Consider the following 15,574-nt stretch of genomic DNA (forward strand, 5'->3'; position numbering starts at 1 on the left):
GAAGGGGGCCGGGGGCCCGAAGCGGACAGTGGCCCGGGTCAGCCGGTGTAGGGCTCGGCCTTCAGGATCCGCACGGAGGCCTTCTTGCCGTTGGGCAGCTCGTACTCCGCGTCCTCACCGACCTTGTGGCCGATGACGCCCGCGCCCAGCGGGGACTGCGGGGAGTAGGTCTCGATGTCGGCGCTCGCGTACTCGCGGGAGGCGAGCAGGAACGTCAGCGTGTCGTCCTCGTCACCGTCGAAGGCGATCGTGACGACCATGCCCGGGGCGACGGCACCGTTCGCGGCCGGCGGCTCGCCGACCTTGGCGTTCTCGAGGAGCTGGGTCAGCTGGCGCACGCGCAGCTCCTGCTTGCCCTGCTCCTCCTTGGCCGCGTGGTACCCGCCGTTCTCACGCAGGTCGCCCTCCTCACGCGCAGCCGCGATCTTGGCGGCGATCTCCGTGCGCGCAGGACCAGTAAGGTACTCAAGCTCGTCCTTGAGCTTGTTGTACGCCTCCTGGGTCAGCCAGGTGACGTTCTCGCTGGTCTGGGTCACAGGGTGCTCCTCGTCGGTACTGGGAATACAAAGCATCGCCCTACCCAGAAGAATGTTCCCTCATGGATGGGCGAAACCACGAGCCTAACAATTCATGGGCGAAAGGGGGAGGACATAAGCCGTGTAAATCTCATCAACGCAGGTCAGGAGCCGCGTATTCCGGGTGGCGCCGGGGAGTGTCCGCCGGCCGGCCGTCAGTCGGCGTGGCAGCCCAGCAGCTCGGCCGTCGTCCCCCGCGCGGTCGTACGGAGCGTGACGACCTTGTCGATGCGCGTGTCCGACCCGGAGAACCGGAAGTCCGCCCGGCCCACCTCGGTGCCGTCGTCCGACTGGGACCGCACGGTGCAGTAGCCGGAGGTGCCGGAGTCCTTGTGGACCTCCAGATGGACCTTCACCGTGTCGTCGGACGCCTGGAAGGTGATGACCTGGGCGCTGATCTCGCTCCGCGCCACGTAGTGGTAGGCGAAGTAGCCGACCAGGGCCAGCAGGGCCGCCCCCAGTACCGAGGCGGCGATCCTGAGCTTGCGGTCGGCGCGCTCGTCCGAGGAGCGGCCGTAGCGGCCCTCGGGCAGCCGCGTGCTCGCGGTACTCATGATCGTCCTCTCCGCGGAATTATTCGCCCCCCGATTGAGTCACTATAGAAGCCGCCGACTGCGCCCGGAGCCACGGGGGCGCCGAGTTACCGAGGATTGAGTCTTGACTGACCAGTTGCGACTGATGGCCGTTCACGCGCACCCCGACGACGAGTCGAGCAAGGGCGCGGCCACCATGGCGAAGTACGTGTCCGAGGGGGTGGACGTGCTGGTGGTGACGTGCACCGGCGGAGAGCGCGGTTCCATCCTCAACCCCAAGCTGCAGGGTGACGCGTACATCGAGGAGCACATCCACGAGGTGCGCAAGAAGGAGATGGACGAGGCCCGCGAGATCCTCGGCGTCAAGCAGGAGTGGCTGGGCTTCGTGGACTCCGGGCTGCCGGAGGGCGACCCGCTGCCGCCGCTGCCCGAGGGCTGCTTCGCCCTGGAGGACGTCGACAAGGCGGCCGGTGAGCTGGTGCGGAAGATCCGTTCCTTCCGCCCGCAGGTGATCACCACCTACGACGAGAACGGCGGCTACCCGCACCCCGACCACATCATGACCCACAAGATCTCCATGGTGGCGTTCGAGGGCGCGGCGGACACCGGGAAGTACCCCGAGGACGAGTACGGGCCCGCCTACCAGCCGCTGAAGCTGTACTACAACCAGGGCTTCAACCGCCCCCGCACCGAGGCCCTGCACCAGGCCATGCTCGACCGCGGCCTGGAGTCGCCGTACGGGGACTGGCTCAAGCGCTGGGACGAGATGGAGCGCACCGAGCGCACGCTCACCACGCACGTTCCGTGCGCGGACTTCTTCGAGATCCGCGACAAGGCGCTGATCGCCCACGCCACGCAGATCGACCCGGACGGCGGCTGGTTCAAGGTGCCGCTGGAGCTCCAGAAGGAGGTCTGGCCCACCGAGGAGTACGAGCTCGCGAAGTCTCTGGTCGATACCTCCCTCCCCGAGGACGACCTCTTCGCGGGCATCCGGGACAATGCCTGACATGAGCGCAAGCGTGAGCCTCGCAATGACGCACCTGGTCCCCCTCGCCAAGGAGGTGGACCAGAACAAGGTCACCCCCGGCGTCCTCGGTTTCATCGTCTTCGCGGTGATGGCCGTGGCCGTCTGGGGCCTGATGAAGTCGATGAGCAAGCACATGCAGAAGGTCGACTTCAAGGAGGCCCCGGAAACCGGGGCGGAGCCGGCCGGGAAGCAGGCCGGCTCCCCGGCGCAGTAGGGCCCCGCGCCGTAGGGCCCCCGGGCTCACCACCACACCGGCACCGCCACGCCCGTCACCTCGCGGCCGTGGCGGTCCGGTCCCTGCCGCGCGCCGGTCGCCGTGGGCCCTACGCGGCGCCGGAGCCCGTGGGAGAGTGGAACGGTGAACCGACTGGCCCATGAGACGTCCCCGTATCTGCTCCAGCACGCCGACAACCCCGTCGACTGGTGGCCATGGTCGGCCGAGGCCTTCGCCGAGGCCCGCCGCACGAACAAACCCGTCCTGCTGAGCGTCGGGTACAGCAGCTGTCACTGGTGCCACGTCATGGCCCACGAGTCCTTCGAGGACCAGGGCACCGCCGACTACCTCAACGAGCACTTCGTCAGCGTCAAGGTCGACCGCGAGGAGCGGCCGGACGTGGACGCCGTGTACATGGAGGCGGTCCAGGCGGCCACCGGGCACGGCGGCTGGCCCATGACCGTGTTCCTCACGCCCGACGCCGAACCCTTCTACTTCGGCACGTACTACCCGCCCGCCCCGCGCCACGGCATGCCCTCCTTCCGGCAGGTGCTGGAGGGCGTCCAGCAGGCCTGGACCACCCGGCGGGAGGAGGTCGGCGAGGTCGCCGGGAAGATCGTCCGGGATCTCGCCCAGCGGGAGATCGTCCGGCAGGCCGCCGAGGCGCCCGGCGAGCAGGAGCTCGCCCAGGCCCTGCTCGGCCTCACCCGCGAGTACGACCCGCAGCGCGGAGGATTCGGCGGGGCGCCCAAGTTCCCGCCGTCCATGGTGCTGGAGTTCCTGCTGCGCCACCACGCCCGCACGGGCGCCGAGGGCGCGTTGCAGATGGCCGTGGACACCTGTGAGCGGATGGCGCGGGGCGGGATCTACGACCAGCTCGGCGGCGGGTTCGCCCGGTACTCCGTCGACCGGGACTGGACGGTGCCCCATTTTGAGAAGATGTTGTACGATAACGCCCTTTTGTGCCGGGTGTACGCGCATCTGTGGCGGGCCACCGGTTCGGACCTCGCCCGGCGGGTGGCGCTGGAGACCGCCGACTTCCTCGTCCGCGAACTGCGCACCCCCGAGGGCGGGTTCGCCTCCGCCCTCGACGCCGACAGCGACGACGGCACCGGACGGCACGTGGAGGGGGCGTACTACGTGTGGACGCCCGCGCAGCTGCGCGAGGTCCTCGGGGACGACGCGGGACTCGCCGCCCAGTACTTCGGCGTGACCGAGGAGGGCACCTTCGAGCACGGGCAGTCGGTGCTGCGACTGCCGCAGACGGAGGGCGTGTTCGACGCCGAGAAGATCGCGTCCGTGCGGCGCCGGCTGTTCGACGCCCGTGCCCGGCGGCCCGCCCCCGGCCGGGACGACAAGGTCGTCGCCGCCTGGAACGGGCTCGCCGTCGCCGCGCTCGCCGAGACCGGCGCCTACTTCGGCCGGCCGGACCTGGTCGAGGCCGCGCTCGGCGCCGCCGATCTGCTCGTCCGCGTCCACCTGGACGAACACGCCCGGCTCGCGCGCACCAGCAAGGACGGCCGGGTCGGCCCCAACGCGGGCGTGCTGGAGGACTACGGCGATGTGGCCGAGGGCTTCCTGGCGCTCGCGTCGGTCACCGGCGAGGGCGTCTGGCTGGACTTCGCCGGACTGCTGCTCGACCAGGTCCTGGTCCGGTTCACCGACCCGGCCACCGGCGCCCTGTTCGACACCGCCTCCGACGCCGAGCGGCTGATCCGCCGGCCCCAGGACCCCACCGACAACGCCGCCCCCTCCGGCTGGACCGCCGCGGCCGGGGCCCTGCTGGGCTACGCCGCGCACACCGGTTCCGAGGCCCACCGGGTGGCCGCCGAGCGGGCGCTGGGGGTCGTGAAGACCCTCGGGCCGCGGGTGCCGCGGTTCATCGGGTGGGGGCTGGCCGTCGCCGAGGCGCTGCTCGACGGGCCGCGCGAGGTGGCCGTCGTGGGACCCGGCCCGGACGACGAGCGGACGGCCGCCCTGCACCGTACGGCCCTGCTGGGCGCGGCCCCGGGTGCCGTCGTCGCCTGCGGCACCCCGGACGGCGACGAGTTCCCGCTGCTGGCCGGCCGCACCCTCATCGACGGCGCCCCGGCCGCGTACGTCTGCCGGGGCTTCGTCTGCGACCTGCCGGTGACGGACCCGGAGGCGCTGCGGGCGAAGCTGACCTGACGCCCAGCGGGTGAGCGGGCGTCAGCGCCGTACCGCGCCGCGCCGGTTCAGGGCGCGTTCCACGATCGCTTCCAGTTGATCGTGGTGCGCGCCCTTCCAGTACGCGCGACCGCAGTCCGCGCACTGGGCGAACGCGTCGTACGTGCGCCGGGTGCCGCCCTCGAGCTGGTCGGCGATCTCCTCCTTGGCGGCTTCCCGCAGCAGGCCGTTGCACGCGGTGCAGCGGCTCCAGGGCCGCAGCTCGGGGTCGAAGCGGTCCAGGATGTCGTCGAGCTGGTCGTCGGGGCGGGTGCTGTAGACGAACGCGCCGGCCCACAGCTCCCGGCGGCGCAGCAGGCCCCGGTCACGGCTGAGCATCACCCGCTTCTCGGCCGCCGAGCGGGCGGCGAGCGCCGGGTCGCCGATGTCCGTGGACTCGTACGCCGTGTCCACGCCGAGCAGCCGCAGCCGGCGGGCGAGCGTGCCGAGATGGACGTCGAGGAGGAAGCGCAGCGGCGCGCCGGGCACCCGCTGGGGGCGCTCCACCGGGCGTACGACGACCCGCTCGGCGGCGCCCGGGATGTGCCCGGGCGGGACCGGGCGGCCGTCCACGACCAGGGTGCCGACCTCGGTGAGCGGGATGCCGAGGGACTCGATGACGTGGCCGAGCGTCGAGACGCCGTCGGTGGCCAGCGCCGTGGCCCCGTGCCGGCGGGCGGCCGGCACGAACAGATGGAGCGCGGGGTCGACTTCGACGTGGATCTCGGTTGCGTTCACCCGGCCAGCATCGCACGGGACCCCGCGCGGACCTCGGCGTTTTTTCTCCGGGGGCGGCTTACGCGTGCTGGTAGGCGACCAGCGAGATGCCGACGTAGTGCACGACGAACGCGGCGAGGGTGAAGGAGTGGAAGACCTCGTGGAAGCCGAACCAGCGCGGTGACGGGTTCGGGCGCTTGATGCCGTAGATCACGCCGCCGACGCTGTACAGCAGACCGCCGACCACGACCAGGACCAGGACGGCGATGCCGCCGGCGCGCAGGAAGTCGGGCAGGAAGAACACGGCCGCCCAGCCCATCGCGATGTAGCAGGGCGTGTACAGCCAGCGAGGGGCGCCGACCCAGAAGACGCGGAAGACGATGCCGGCCGCCGCGGCGGCCCAGATGCCCCACAGCAGCCAGCGGCCCTTCGAGTCGGGCAGGAGCAGCAGGGTCAGCGGGGTGTAGGTGCCCGCGATGATCAGGAAGATGTTGGCGTGATCCAGTCGGCGCAGCACGCCGTCCATGCGGGGGCTCCAGTTGCCCCGGTGGTACAGGGCGCTGACGCCGAAGAGCAGACACGCCGTCAGGACGTAGATGCCGCAGGCTATGCGGCCTCTGGTCGAGTCGGCGAGGGCGGTGAGTACGAGGCCCGCGATGAGTACGGCCGGGAACATGCCGAGGTGCAGCCACCCGCGGAGTCGGGGCTTGACCGGATGCGGCAGGGAAAGCGCGACGGGACCGCGGCCGGCGGCCGGCGTGTCCGTGGGCGCGTCGGGGACGGACGCAGTCATGCGGGGCATGGTACCGACGGCTTCGTAAATCAAACGTCAATGCGTACGCATCCAGGTCACTCCCGCGTGGTTGGCAAAAAGTCCTTCAGCTGAACCCAACGTGGACGCAAAACAACCTGGACACCGTGGGATTCCTCACGCCGCTCACCTGTGATGCCCTCTGGACAGATGGGCACTAGACTCGGATGATCAAATGAGTGCGGTCGGCACCGGATGAGCGGCTACGAAGCATCCGGGTCGCGGCCCCCACGGGGCGAACACACCCGAAAACCCTCACTTAGGAGCAATCGTGGCGCGCGACAACGCGGCTCCCACCGTCGTCCCCACCAACCACCGGGAACTGATCTCGTGGGTCAACGAGATCGCCGAACTGACGCAGCCGGACAGGGTGGTCTGGTGCGACGGCTCCGAGGCCGAGTACGAGCGGCTGTGCGAGGAGCTGGTCGCCAAGGGAACGTTCAAGAAGCTCGACCCGGTCAAGCGCCCGCACTCCTACTACGCCGCCTCGGACCCGACCGATGTCGCGCGCGTGGAGGACCGCACCTTCATCTGCTCCGAGAAGGAGGAGGACGCGGGCCCGACCAACCACTGGAAGGCCCCCGCCGAGATGCGGGAGATCTTCACCGGCGACCAGGGCCTGTTCCGCGGTTCGATGCGGGGCCGCACGATGTACGTCGTGCCGTTCTGCATGGGCCCGCTCGGCTCCCCGCTGTCCGCGCTGGGCGTGGAGATCACCGACTCCGCGTACGTGGCCGTCTCCATGCGCACGATGACGCGCATGGGCCAGGCCGTCCTGGACGAGCTGGGCGAGGAGGGCTTCTTCGTCAAGGCCGTTCACACGCTGGGCGCCCCGCTGGAGCCGGGCCAGGAGGACGTCCCCTGGCCGTGCAACCAGACCAAGTACATCTCGCACTTCCCCGAGACCCGCGAGATCTGGTCCTACGGCTCCGGCTACGGCGGCAACGCCCTGCTCGGCAAGAAGTGCTACGCGCTGCGTATCGCCTCGGTCATGGCGCGTGACGAGGGCTGGCTGGCCGAGCACATGCTGATCCTGAAGCTCACCCCGCCGCAGGGCGAGGCCAAGTACGTCGCCGCCGCCTTCCCCTCCGCCTGCGGCAAGACCAACCTCGCCATGCTGGAGCCCACGATCTCCGGCTGGACGGTGGAGACCGTCGGCGACGACATCGCCTGGATGCGGTTCGGCGAGGACGGCCGGCTGTACGCGATCAACCCCGAGGCCGGCTTCTTCGGCGTCGCGCCCGGCACCGGCGAGCACACCAACGCCAACGCGATGAAGACCCTGTGGGGCAACGCGGTCTTCACCAACGTCGCGCTCACCGACGACGGCGACGTGTGGTGGGAGGGCATGACCGAGGAGCCCCCGGCCCACCTGACCGACTGGAAGGGCAACGACTGGACGCCCGGGTCCGGCACCCCGGCCGCTCACCCCAACGCCCGCTTCACCGTGCCGGCCTCGCAGTGCCCGATCATCGCGCCCGAGTGGGAGGACCCCAAGGGCGTGCCGATCTCGGCGATCCTGTTCGGCGGCCGCCGGGCCACGGCCGTGCCGCTGGTGACGGAGTCCTTCGACTGGAACCACGGTGTCTTCCTCGGCGCCAACGTGGCCTCCGAGAAGACCGCGGCGGCCGAGGGCAAGGTCGGCGAGCTGCGCCGCGACCCGTTCGCCATGCTCCCGTTCTGCGGCTACAACATGGGCGACTACATGGCCCACTGGATCGACGTGGCCAAGGACAAGGACCAGTCCAAGCTGCCGAAGATCTACTACGTCAACTGGTTCCGCAAGGACGACGAGGGCCGGTTCGTCTGGCCGGGCTTCGGCGAGAACTCCCGTGTCCTGAAGTGGATCGTGGAGCGGCTGGAGGGCAGGGCCGAGGGTGTCGAGACCCCGATCGGCATCCTGCCGGCCAAGGGCGCGCTGGACACCGACGGGCTCGAACTGCCCGAGGCCGACCTGGACTTCCTGCTCACCGTGGACAAGGAGGTCTGGCGCGAGGAGGCCGCCCTGGTCCCCGAGCACCTGAACACCTTCGGCGACCACACCCCGAAGGAGCTGTGGGACCAGTACCACGCGCTGCTGGAGCGCCTGGGCTGAGCCCCGTACCCGAAAGACTCCGCGGCCGGTCCGGATGTGCCCTGACCAGCGATCGTCACGACCGGCCGCGGTGACCACCCGCCCGGGGCCCCGCACAACGGCGTGCGGGGCCCCGGGCTTTGGGCGGCGGGGCCGGCGGGATGGATGGCGCCCGGTCCGCGCGTCGCTGCGGGTGCGCGCGGACCGGGGCCGACTGGGGGACCCCTCGGCGGGGTCAGTGGGCCGGGCTGAGCGTCTTCGGGTCGGTGCCGGCGGCGTGGGCGTCCATCCGCTCGGCCGCGAGGATCGCCACCGCGGTGTCCGCGCGGGAGGCGGCGACCACGAGGGCGCGTCCGGCGAGGGTGTGCGCCCGCCGGTGCAGTGCGGCCGGGTCGCCCGCCACGGCCGGTGCCGCGCGCAGCGGCGCCCGGCCGCCGCGCAGCCGGGCCACCTGGGCCGCGAGGCGTTCCGCGGCGGTGTCCAGGTCGGCGGACGGGGTCAGGGCGCGCAGTTCGTCGGTGACCGCGAGCAGTGCGGCGAGGTGTCCGGCGAGCTGGATGTCCAGCTCCTCCTCGCGCGACCGGTGGGGGAAGTCGCAGGCGCCGGCCATCGTGCTGTGGACCGACTTGGAGCGGATCGGTTCGTACATGGGGATGGCCTCCTGTGCTCTGACAGGAAACCATCCTACATTGGATTTCGTCTAAAGTTGAGTCGAGTCACGGAACGCGGTCCGCCGGCTACGGCTGGCCGTATCCGTCCAGGAAGGTGCCGATGCGGGTGACGGCGTCCCGGAGATCACCGACCGCCGGCAGGGTCACCACCCGGAAGTGATCGGGCTCCGGCCAGTTGAAGCCGGTGCCGTGGACGACCATGATCTTCTCCTGCCGCAGCAGGTCCAGGACCAGCTGCCGGTCGTCCTTGACCTTGAAGACCTTCGGGTCCAGCCGGGGGAAGAGGTACAGCGCGCCCTTGGGCCGTACGCAGCTGACGCCCGGGATCGCGGTGAGCAGGTCGTAGGCGACGTCCATCTGCTCCTTCAGCCGCCCGCCCGGCAGTACCAGGTCGTTGATCGACTGACGTCCGCCGAGCGCGGCGACCACCCCGTGCTGCCCCGGCATGTTGGCGCACAGCCGCATGTTCGCCAGGATCGTCAGGCCCTCGATGTAGGAGTCGGCGTGGGCGCGCGGGCCGGAGACCGACATCCAGCCGACGCGGTAACCGGCCACCCGGTACGCCTTCGACATGCCGTTGAAGGTGAGGGTGAGCAGATCGGGGGCGACCTTCGCGGTCGGGGTGTGCGTGGTGCCGTCGTAGAGGATCTTGTCGTAGATCTCGTCCGAGCAGACCAGCAGGTTGTGCCGGCGGGCGATGTCCGTCAGCCCCTTGAGCACCTCCTCGTCGTACACCGCGCCCGTGGGGTTGTTCGGGTTGATGACGACGATCGCCTTGGTGCGGTCGGTGACCTTGCGCTCGATGTCGGCGAGGTCGGGCATCCAGTCGGACTGCTCGTCGCAGCGGTAGTGCACCGCCGTCCCCCCGGACAGGGAGACGGCCGCCGTCCACAGCGGATAGTCCGGGGCCGGCACCAGGACCTCGTCGCCGTCGTCCAGCAGGGCCTGCATCGCCATCACGATCAGCTCGGAGACGCCGTTGCCGATGAAGACGTGCTCGACGTCCGTCTCGATGCCGATGGTCTGGTTGTGCATCACGACCGCGCGGCGGGCGGCGAGCAGGCCCTTGGCGTCGCCGTAGCCGTGCGCCGTGGAGACGTTGCGGAGGATGTCCTCCAGGATCTCCGGGGGGCACTCGAAGCCGAAGGCGGCCGGGTTGCCGGTGTTGAGCTTGAGGATGCGGTGGCCCGCCGCCTCCAGCCGCATGGCCTCCTCGAGAACCGGGCCCCGGATCTCGTAACAGACGTTGGCGAGCTTGGTCGACTGGATCACCTGCATGTCCGTGAGCTTACGGCCCCCTCGTGCCGCATGGGCGGTGTTTTCCACCACCCGGGACACCAGGTTGCCCGGAAAGCGCCGCCGAATGTCTTCCGGGCGCCTTGCGTCCCTAGAATCCGCTGACATGTCCACGGAACGGGAGTACGAAGCGGCGGCGCACGTGCCGCAGGGGGCGGGCGGCCCGCCCGGCCTCCGGCCGAACGTGTACCACCCGCTGCCGGCTCCGGCCCCCGCGTACGAGGAGTACGCCGACCCGGCCGCCGCGCACGGCTGGCAGAACGACTACGACGCGACGCGCGAGCTGCCCCCGGTGACCGGGGCGTCCGACGGACCGGCCGAGCCCGCGCCGCCGGAGCTTTCCGGGGCCGGGGCGGGGCGAGCCGGATCGCGCCGGGCCGGGCGCGGGCGGGCACGGCGGCGCGCGGGCGGACGCCGGCGCTCGGTGGTCGCCGGCGGCGCCCTCGCGGCGGTGGCCGGCACCGTCGCGGTGATCGCCGCGCTGTCCGGCGCCGGCTCCCCGGACGGGTCCCGCCCCGCCGACGGCGGCCGGACCGCCGACGCCCCCACGACGCGCGGCGACGGCACGGACGGCAGGAACGAGGGGGAGGACACGGGCGGCGAGGGCGCCGGTGACGCCACGCCCACCACCGTGCCGCCCGCGTCGGCCCCGGCCACCGCGACCCGTCCCGCCGCGGCCGCGCCGTCGAGCACGCCCACCCGCCCCGCCGCCCCGCGCCCGAACACCACCGCGAGCGGCCCGGACGGCGGCCGGCCGACCACCACCGAGTCCCCTGCCGGCCGGTCCGCCGCCCCCACGGCCACGACCTCCCCCACCGCCTCGCCGACCTACCGCCCGGGCGGCCCCCACCGCGGGCACGGCGGCCCGAGGTGGCCTCGCTGACGGAGTGGGCGGGGGTGGCTCCGGGGGCCTCCGGGTCCGTGTACGGCGTACGGTGTCCGCCCCGCGCTCCCGACACGCCCAACCGCTGCCCCTGCCAAGGGGGTTGTCCGTCAGGGCAGGGTGACTCCATGGGTGAACGGACGTACGACACCGACCGTGGACGGCAGGCGGAACCCGGTCACGACGTGCTCGTCTCCGAGGAGGAGCGGGAGCGGGTCGTCGAGCGTGGGCGGGACGCCGTGGCGGACGGCCGGCTGCCGCTGGACGAGCTGGGCGGCCGGCTCGACCGGATCCACGCCGCCCGGACCCGGGGCGAACTGCGGGCGGCCGGGAGTGGACTGCCCGCTCCCGGGCCGAGGGGCGCGCGGGTGGTGGACGGCGCACCCACGTCCCGGTTCGCGCTCGGTGTCTTCGGCGCCCCGCGTGTCGTCGTCAAGGGTCTCGCCCTGTTCGGAGCCGTCGTCACCAAGTCGCCCCGGAAGTGGACCGGTTGCCGTGCCCCGCGGAACCTCCGGCGCACGGCTGAGCGAAACCCCCGCCAGGCGACCGAAGTGATCCTCCGTCACACGGCCGGGGCAAACCTCTCGCGCGCGGTCCGAGGGAAACCCCTATGACCTGTCGTGGCTTCTTGTCCCCGCCCCTCCGCGCTGTCGACAATGCGCATGACAACAGTGTGGGCGACCGGAAAACCTCCGGTCGCCCCCGTCGTAAGAGGGGACCCCCACGTGAACAAGCCTCTCCTGGCCGCGCTCTCGGCCGTGGCCACCATCGGTCTGGGCGCCACCCCGGCGCTGGCCGCCCCGCACAGCCCCGCCCCGCAGGCCACCGCCCCGCACTCCGCCAAGGCCGCCAAGGCCGCCGCGGTCACCGTCGACTTCGCCGGCACCGTCTCGCTCAGCAACTGTTCCGGCTCCGTCATCCGCTTCCCGGGCTCCGCCGACACCGACCCGGCGCTCGTGCTGACCAACGGCCACTGCCTGGAGACCGGTATGCCGAGCGCCGGCCAGGTCATCACCGGCCAGTCCTCCAGCCGTACCTTCGGCCTGCTGAACTCCGCCGGCACCAAGATCGCCACCCTCCGGGCCAACCAGGTCGTCTACTCGACGATGACCGACACGGACGTCACGATCTACCGCACCACCACCACGTACGCGGCGATCAAGAGCTCGTACGGCATCAGCCCGCTCACCGTGCAGGACACCCACCCGGTGGCCGGCACCGCCATCAAGGTGGTCTCCGGCTACTGGAAGCGGATCTACAGCTGCAACATCGACGGGTTCGTGTACCGGCTGAAGGAGGGTGACTGGACCTTCAAGGACTCGGTCCGCTACACCTCCGCCTGCAACACCATCGGCGGCACCTCGGGGTCCCCGGTCATAGACGCCACCACCGGCAAGGTGGTCGCCGTCAACAACACCGGCAACGAGGACGGCGAGCGGTGCACGGTGAACAACCCGTGCGAGGTCGACGCGAGCGGCAACGTCACCGTCCGCCAGGGCATCAACTACGCCCAGGAGACCTACAACATCCCGGCCTGCTTCACCACCGGCAACAAGCTCAACCTGAGCGCGGCCGGTTGCACGCTGCCCAAGCCGTAGACACGGTTCACAGCGGTGTCCGGCGGACGGACCGGCCCGGCAGGGCATCCGTCCGCCGGCCGTCCTCGATGACGAACCGCCCGTCGACCAGCACGTACGGGATCCCGGTCGGCAGCCGGCGCGGCTCGGCGAAGGTGGCGCCGGGCGCGACCGTCCGCGGGTCGAACAGCACCAGGTCGGCCCGGTACCCCTCGCGCACCAGTCCGCGGTCCGGCAGCCGCAGCCGCGCCGCCGGCCGGGAGGTGAGGTGGGCCACGCACTCCTCCAGCGTCAGCACGCCCAACTCCCGCACGTAGTGGCCGAGGTAGCGCGGGAACGTGCCGTACGCCCGCGGGTGCGGCTTGCTGCCGCGCAGGATGCCGTCGGAGCCGCCGGTGTGCGCGCGGTGCCGCATGATCGCGCGGACGTTCTCCTCGTGGCCCACGTGCTGGAGGATCGTCGTGCCGAGCCGGTCCCGCACCAGCAGCCGGCGGGCCGTGTCCCAGGGGGCCTCGCCGCGCAGGTCCGCCGCCTCCTGGACGGTACGGCCCACGAAGTCGCCGAGGGCCGGGTCGGCCACCCCGGAGATCTCGATCGTCTCCCACTCCACCGGCACGCCGTGGCAGCCGTCCGAGCCGGTGACCTCCAGGTCGTGCCGGATCCGTCCGGCCGTCGCCGGGTCGGTGAGCCGGGCCAGGATCTCCTCCGGGCCGCCCTCGCTCGCCCAGCTCGGCAGCAGCGCGGCGAGGGTGGTGCAGCCGGGGGTGTAGGGATAGGTGTCCAGGGTGATGTCGGCGCCCGCCTCCAAGGCCCGGTCCAGCAGCGCCAGCAGCTCGGGTGCCCGGCCCTTGTTCACCCCGAAGTTCATCGTCGCGTGCGCGAGGTGCAGCGGACAGCCCGCCTCCCGGGTGAGGGCGACCATCTCGGCGTACGCCTCCAGCGCGCCGGCGCCGTAGGAGCGGTGGTGCGGGCAGTAGTAGCCGCCGTAGGAGCCCACCACCCGGCACAGCTCGGTCAGTTCGGCGTCGCGCGCGTACATGCCCGGGGTGTACGTCAGCCCCGACGACAGGCCCACCGCGCCCTGCTCCAGTCCTTCCGCGACCAACTGCCGCATCCGGTCCAGTTCCGCCGGGGTGGCCGCGCGGTCCTCCCAGCCGACCACGAGCGCCCGGACCGTGCCCTGGGGGATCAGGTAGGCCGCGTTCACGGCGATGCCACGGTCCAGCCGGTCCAGGTACCCGCCCACCGACCGCCAGTCGAAGTCGATGTCGTCGCCGTACCCGTTCCACCCGGTGATCGCCCGCCGCACCTCCTCCAGCGTGCGGTCGTCCACCGGGGCGTACGACAGCCCGTCCTGGCCGAGGACCTCCAGCGTGACCCCCTGCGCGGCCTTCGCGCTGTGGTCGGGGTCGCGCAGCAGGGCGAGGTCGGAGTGGGCGTGCATGTCGATGAAGCCGGGGGAGAGGACCAGGCCCTCCGCGTCGATCTCCCGCGTGGCGCGCGGCCGCTGGCAGCCCGCGGCGGCGGCCTCCTTGACGATCGAGACGATGCGGCCCGCGTCGATCACGACATCGGCGCGGTACGCGTCCGCCCCGCTGCCGTCGACGACGTCGGCGTCCCGGATGACCAGGTCCTCCACGCGGGCCTCCTAGAAGAACGTACGGATGTAGTCCACGACCGTGCCGTCCGCCTCGGCCACCGGGATCAGCTGCCACTTGTCGAACGACGTGCACGGGTGGGACAGGCCGAAGCCGATCCAGTCGCCCACCTCGACGTCCGCCTCCGGGCCGGTGCGCAGCCAGGTGTGCTGGTCGGACAGTCCGGTGACGGTGATGCCGGCGGCCGGGCGCTCCTCGCCGTCCCGGCGTACCACCTGGGCGGTCGGCAGGTCCAGGTCGTAGGCCGCGTCGCGCTTGCCCGCGTTGGCGAAGGCCTGCTCCGGGGTCGGCCGGGAGACGACCTGCGCCCACAGCCGGAACGCGGGCTCCAGCGCGCCCTCCTCGGGGACCCGGCCGAACGGGGTGAGCCGGTGGTAGTGCCCGTCGTCGTGCGAGACGTACGCGCCGGAGCGCAGCAGCTTCAGCACCGGCCTGGACAGCGCGGGGATCCCGGCGAAGACGTCGGCGACCGCGTCGAACCAGGCGCTGCCGCCCGCGCTCACCACGATCTCGTCGGCCTCGCCGAACCGGCCGGCACCGTCCAGCCCGGCGGCCAGCGCGACCAGCCGCCGCAGATACGACCGCACCCGCTCGGGGTCGGCCTTCGGCACCTCGCCCTCGTACCCCGCCACGCCGACCAGGCGCAGGGTCGGTACGGCGGCCACGGCGGCGGCGACCTCTCCGGCCTCCGCCTCCGTACGCACCCCCGTGCGCGCCGCCTCGCCCGCGCCCAGCTCGATCACGACGTCCACCGGGCGGGCCGCGCCGGCGAGGGCAGCGTCCATCAGCTCCACCCCGCGCACCGAGTCGACGTAGGCGATGAACCGGAACTCCGGATCGGCGGCCAGCTCGGCGGCGAGCCAGCGCAGGGCGGAGGCGTCCACCAGCTCGTTGGCGAGGAAGACCCGCCGGATGCCGAACGCCCGGGCGACGCGCACCTGGTGGGGCAGCGCGAGCGTGATCCCCCAGGCGCCGTGCTCGAGCTGGCGGTGGAAGAGCTGCGGGGCCATGGAGGTCTTGCCGTGCGGGGCGAAGGCCAGGCCGTGCCGGGCGGTGTACGTCTCCATCAGCGCGAGGTTGTGCGCCAGGCGCTCGGCGGACAGCGCGAGGACCGGGGTGGTGAAGCCGCCGCCGTCCCGGCCGCCGTCGTGGAAGAGATTGCGGCGCTGGGCGGCCAGCTCGGCGACGGTCAGACCGTAGGCGTCCGGCGGGAGGCCCTTGAAGCGGTGGTCGATGTGTTCCTCGGCGAGGCGGGTGAGCGCTTCGGTGCCCATGAAGCCCCTCTCAGGCGTTGCGCATTCTGCAACGACCATTGCGTCTAGTGCTTACTGGTGTCTAGCATCTCGCCGAA

General features: G+C 71.8%; 15 protein-coding genes. 7 read left to right on the forward strand and 8 right to left on the reverse strand.

What is annotated here, in order from left to right; genetic code table 11:
- Positions 1 to 38: 38 nt before the first annotated feature.
- On the reverse strand, positions 39 to 536 hold the full coding sequence (gene greA / locus HB370_RS25235; RefSeq protein WP_030778670.1) for a transcription elongation factor GreA: 498 nt from the start codon (positions 534 to 536) through the stop codon (positions 39 to 41).
- A gap of 194 nt (positions 537 to 730) precedes the next feature.
- Entirely contained in the window at positions 731 to 1,129 is a 399-nt protein-coding gene (locus tag HB370_RS25240) for a DUF4307 domain-containing protein (protein ID WP_030778672.1), read from the reverse strand.
- A 124-nt stretch (positions 1,130 to 1,253) separates the two neighbouring features.
- Here HB370_RS25240 and mca point away from each other — a divergent pair, with 124 nt between their 5' ends.
- The 3 genes from mca (at position 1,254) to HB370_RS25255 (ending at position 4,518) form a co-directional block, all read left to right on the forward strand.
- The gene (gene mca / locus HB370_RS25245) at positions 1,254 to 2,114 is read left to right on the forward strand and encodes a mycothiol conjugate amidase Mca (protein ID WP_030778673.1); all 861 of its coding nucleotides are present in this window, start codon (positions 1,254 to 1,256) and stop codon (positions 2,112 to 2,114) included.
- Positions 2,107 to 2,349, forward strand: a complete 243-nt coding sequence (locus HB370_RS25250) for a hypothetical protein (protein ID WP_208974439.1) — start codon at positions 2,107 to 2,109, stop codon at positions 2,347 to 2,349. Before mca ends, HB370_RS25250 begins: the two co-directional genes overlap by 8 nt.
- Positions 2,350 to 2,493: 144 nt before the next feature.
- Positions 2,494 to 4,518, forward strand: a complete 2,025-nt coding sequence (locus HB370_RS25255; protein ID WP_030778677.1) for a thioredoxin domain-containing protein — start codon at positions 2,494 to 2,496, stop codon at positions 4,516 to 4,518.
- A 21-nt stretch (positions 4,519 to 4,539) separates the two neighbouring features.
- Here the strand turns inward: HB370_RS25255 and HB370_RS25260 are convergent, their stop codons facing one another.
- Together HB370_RS25260 and HB370_RS25265 are read right to left on the reverse strand one after the other, a co-directional pair.
- Entirely contained in the window at positions 4,540 to 5,274 is a 735-nt protein-coding gene (locus HB370_RS25260; protein WP_030778678.1) for a Mut7-C RNAse domain-containing protein, read from the reverse strand.
- 58 nt (positions 5,275 to 5,332) lie between these two features.
- On the reverse strand, positions 5,333 to 6,046 hold the full coding sequence (locus HB370_RS25265) for a hemolysin III family protein (protein ID WP_030778680.1): 714 nt from the start codon (positions 6,044 to 6,046) through the stop codon (positions 5,333 to 5,335).
- 289 nt (positions 6,047 to 6,335) lie between these two features.
- Between HB370_RS25265 and HB370_RS25270 the strand changes: the two genes are divergently transcribed.
- Positions 6,336 to 8,159 carry a phosphoenolpyruvate carboxykinase (GTP) gene (locus HB370_RS25270; RefSeq protein ID WP_030778682.1) on the forward strand — a complete coding sequence of 608 codons (1,824 nt, stop codon included), beginning with the start codon at positions 6,336 to 6,338 and terminating at the stop codon, positions 8,157 to 8,159.
- A 214-nt stretch (positions 8,160 to 8,373) separates the two neighbouring features.
- Here the strand turns inward: HB370_RS25270 and HB370_RS25275 are convergent, their stop codons facing one another.
- Both HB370_RS25275 and HB370_RS25280 read right to left on the reverse strand, forming a co-directional pair.
- Positions 8,374 to 8,787 (reverse strand): hypothetical protein, encoded by a 414-nt coding sequence (locus tag HB370_RS25275; RefSeq protein ID WP_030778684.1) that lies wholly within the window; start codon positions 8,785 to 8,787, stop codon positions 8,374 to 8,376.
- An 88-nt stretch (positions 8,788 to 8,875) separates the two neighbouring features.
- Positions 8,876 to 10,087 carry a pyridoxal phosphate-dependent aminotransferase gene (locus HB370_RS25280; protein WP_030778686.1) on the reverse strand — a complete coding sequence of 404 codons (1,212 nt, stop codon included), beginning with the start codon at positions 10,085 to 10,087 and terminating at the stop codon, positions 8,876 to 8,878.
- 124 nt (positions 10,088 to 10,211) lie between these two features.
- Here HB370_RS25280 and HB370_RS25285 point away from each other — a divergent pair, with 124 nt between their 5' ends.
- From HB370_RS25285 to HB370_RS25295, 3 genes are all read left to right on the forward strand, one after another.
- Positions 10,212 to 10,988, forward strand: a complete 777-nt coding sequence (locus HB370_RS25285; protein WP_051815446.1) for a hypothetical protein — start codon at positions 10,212 to 10,214, stop codon at positions 10,986 to 10,988.
- Positions 10,989 to 11,116: 128 nt separating this feature from the next.
- On the forward strand, positions 11,117 to 11,602 hold the full coding sequence (locus HB370_RS25290; protein ID WP_030778690.1) for a DUF1707 domain-containing protein: 486 nt from the start codon (positions 11,117 to 11,119) through the stop codon (positions 11,600 to 11,602).
- 111 nt (positions 11,603 to 11,713) lie between these two features.
- Positions 11,714 to 12,586, forward strand: a complete 873-nt coding sequence (locus HB370_RS25295; RefSeq protein ID WP_030778692.1) for a serine protease — start codon at positions 11,714 to 11,716, stop codon at positions 12,584 to 12,586.
- Between the two features lie 7 nt (positions 12,587 to 12,593).
- Here HB370_RS25295 and HB370_RS25300 read toward each other — a convergent pair whose 3' ends face one another.
- Together HB370_RS25300 and HB370_RS25305 are read right to left on the reverse strand one after the other, a co-directional pair.
- Positions 12,594 to 14,204, reverse strand: coding sequence for a D-aminoacylase (locus tag HB370_RS25300; RefSeq protein ID WP_030778694.1), 1,611 nt, complete (start codon positions 14,202 to 14,204; stop codon positions 12,594 to 12,596).
- A 9-nt stretch (positions 14,205 to 14,213) separates the two neighbouring features.
- A complete protein-coding gene (locus tag HB370_RS25305; RefSeq protein ID WP_030778696.1) occupies positions 14,214 to 15,497 on the reverse strand; it encodes an amino acid deaminase in 1,284 nt (427 codons plus the stop codon).
- Positions 15,498 to 15,574: the final 77 nt, after the last annotated feature.

It is taken from the genome of Streptomyces sp. DSM 40868 (assembly GCF_011820545.1).
Lineage (GTDB): Bacteria > Actinomycetota > Actinomycetes > Streptomycetales > Streptomycetaceae > Streptomyces > Streptomyces eurythermus.

Bases quoted from the DNA above. Each gene is read 5' to 3' on its own strand.
- HB370_RS25240 (WP_030778672.1), bottom strand. From the start codon at position 1,129: ATGAGTACCGCGAGCACGCGGCTGCCCGAGGGCCGCTACGGCCGCTCC.
- mca (WP_030778673.1), top strand. From the start codon at position 1,254: ATGGCCGTTCACGCGCACCCCGACGACGAGTCGAGCAAGGGCGCGGCC.
- HB370_RS25250 (WP_208974439.1), top strand. From the start codon at position 2,107: ATGCCTGACATGAGCGCAAGCGTGAGCCTCGCAATGACGCACCTGGTC.
- HB370_RS25265 (WP_030778680.1), bottom strand. From the start codon at position 6,046: ATGACTGCGTCCGTCCCCGACGCGCCCACGGACACGCCGGCCGCCGGC.
- HB370_RS25275 (WP_030778684.1), bottom strand. From the start codon at position 8,787: ATGTACGAACCGATCCGCTCCAAGTCGGTCCACAGCACGATGGCCGGC.
- HB370_RS25280 (WP_030778686.1), bottom strand. From the start codon at position 10,087: ATGCAGGTGATCCAGTCGACCAAGCTCGCCAACGTCTGTTACGAGATC.
- HB370_RS25285 (WP_051815446.1), top strand. From the start codon at position 10,212: ATGTCCACGGAACGGGAGTACGAAGCGGCGGCGCACGTGCCGCAGGGG.
- HB370_RS25290 (WP_030778690.1), top strand. From the start codon at position 11,117: ATGGGTGAACGGACGTACGACACCGACCGTGGACGGCAGGCGGAACCC.
- HB370_RS25305 (WP_030778696.1), bottom strand. From the start codon at position 15,497: ATGGGCACCGAAGCGCTCACCCGCCTCGCCGAGGAACACATCGACCAC.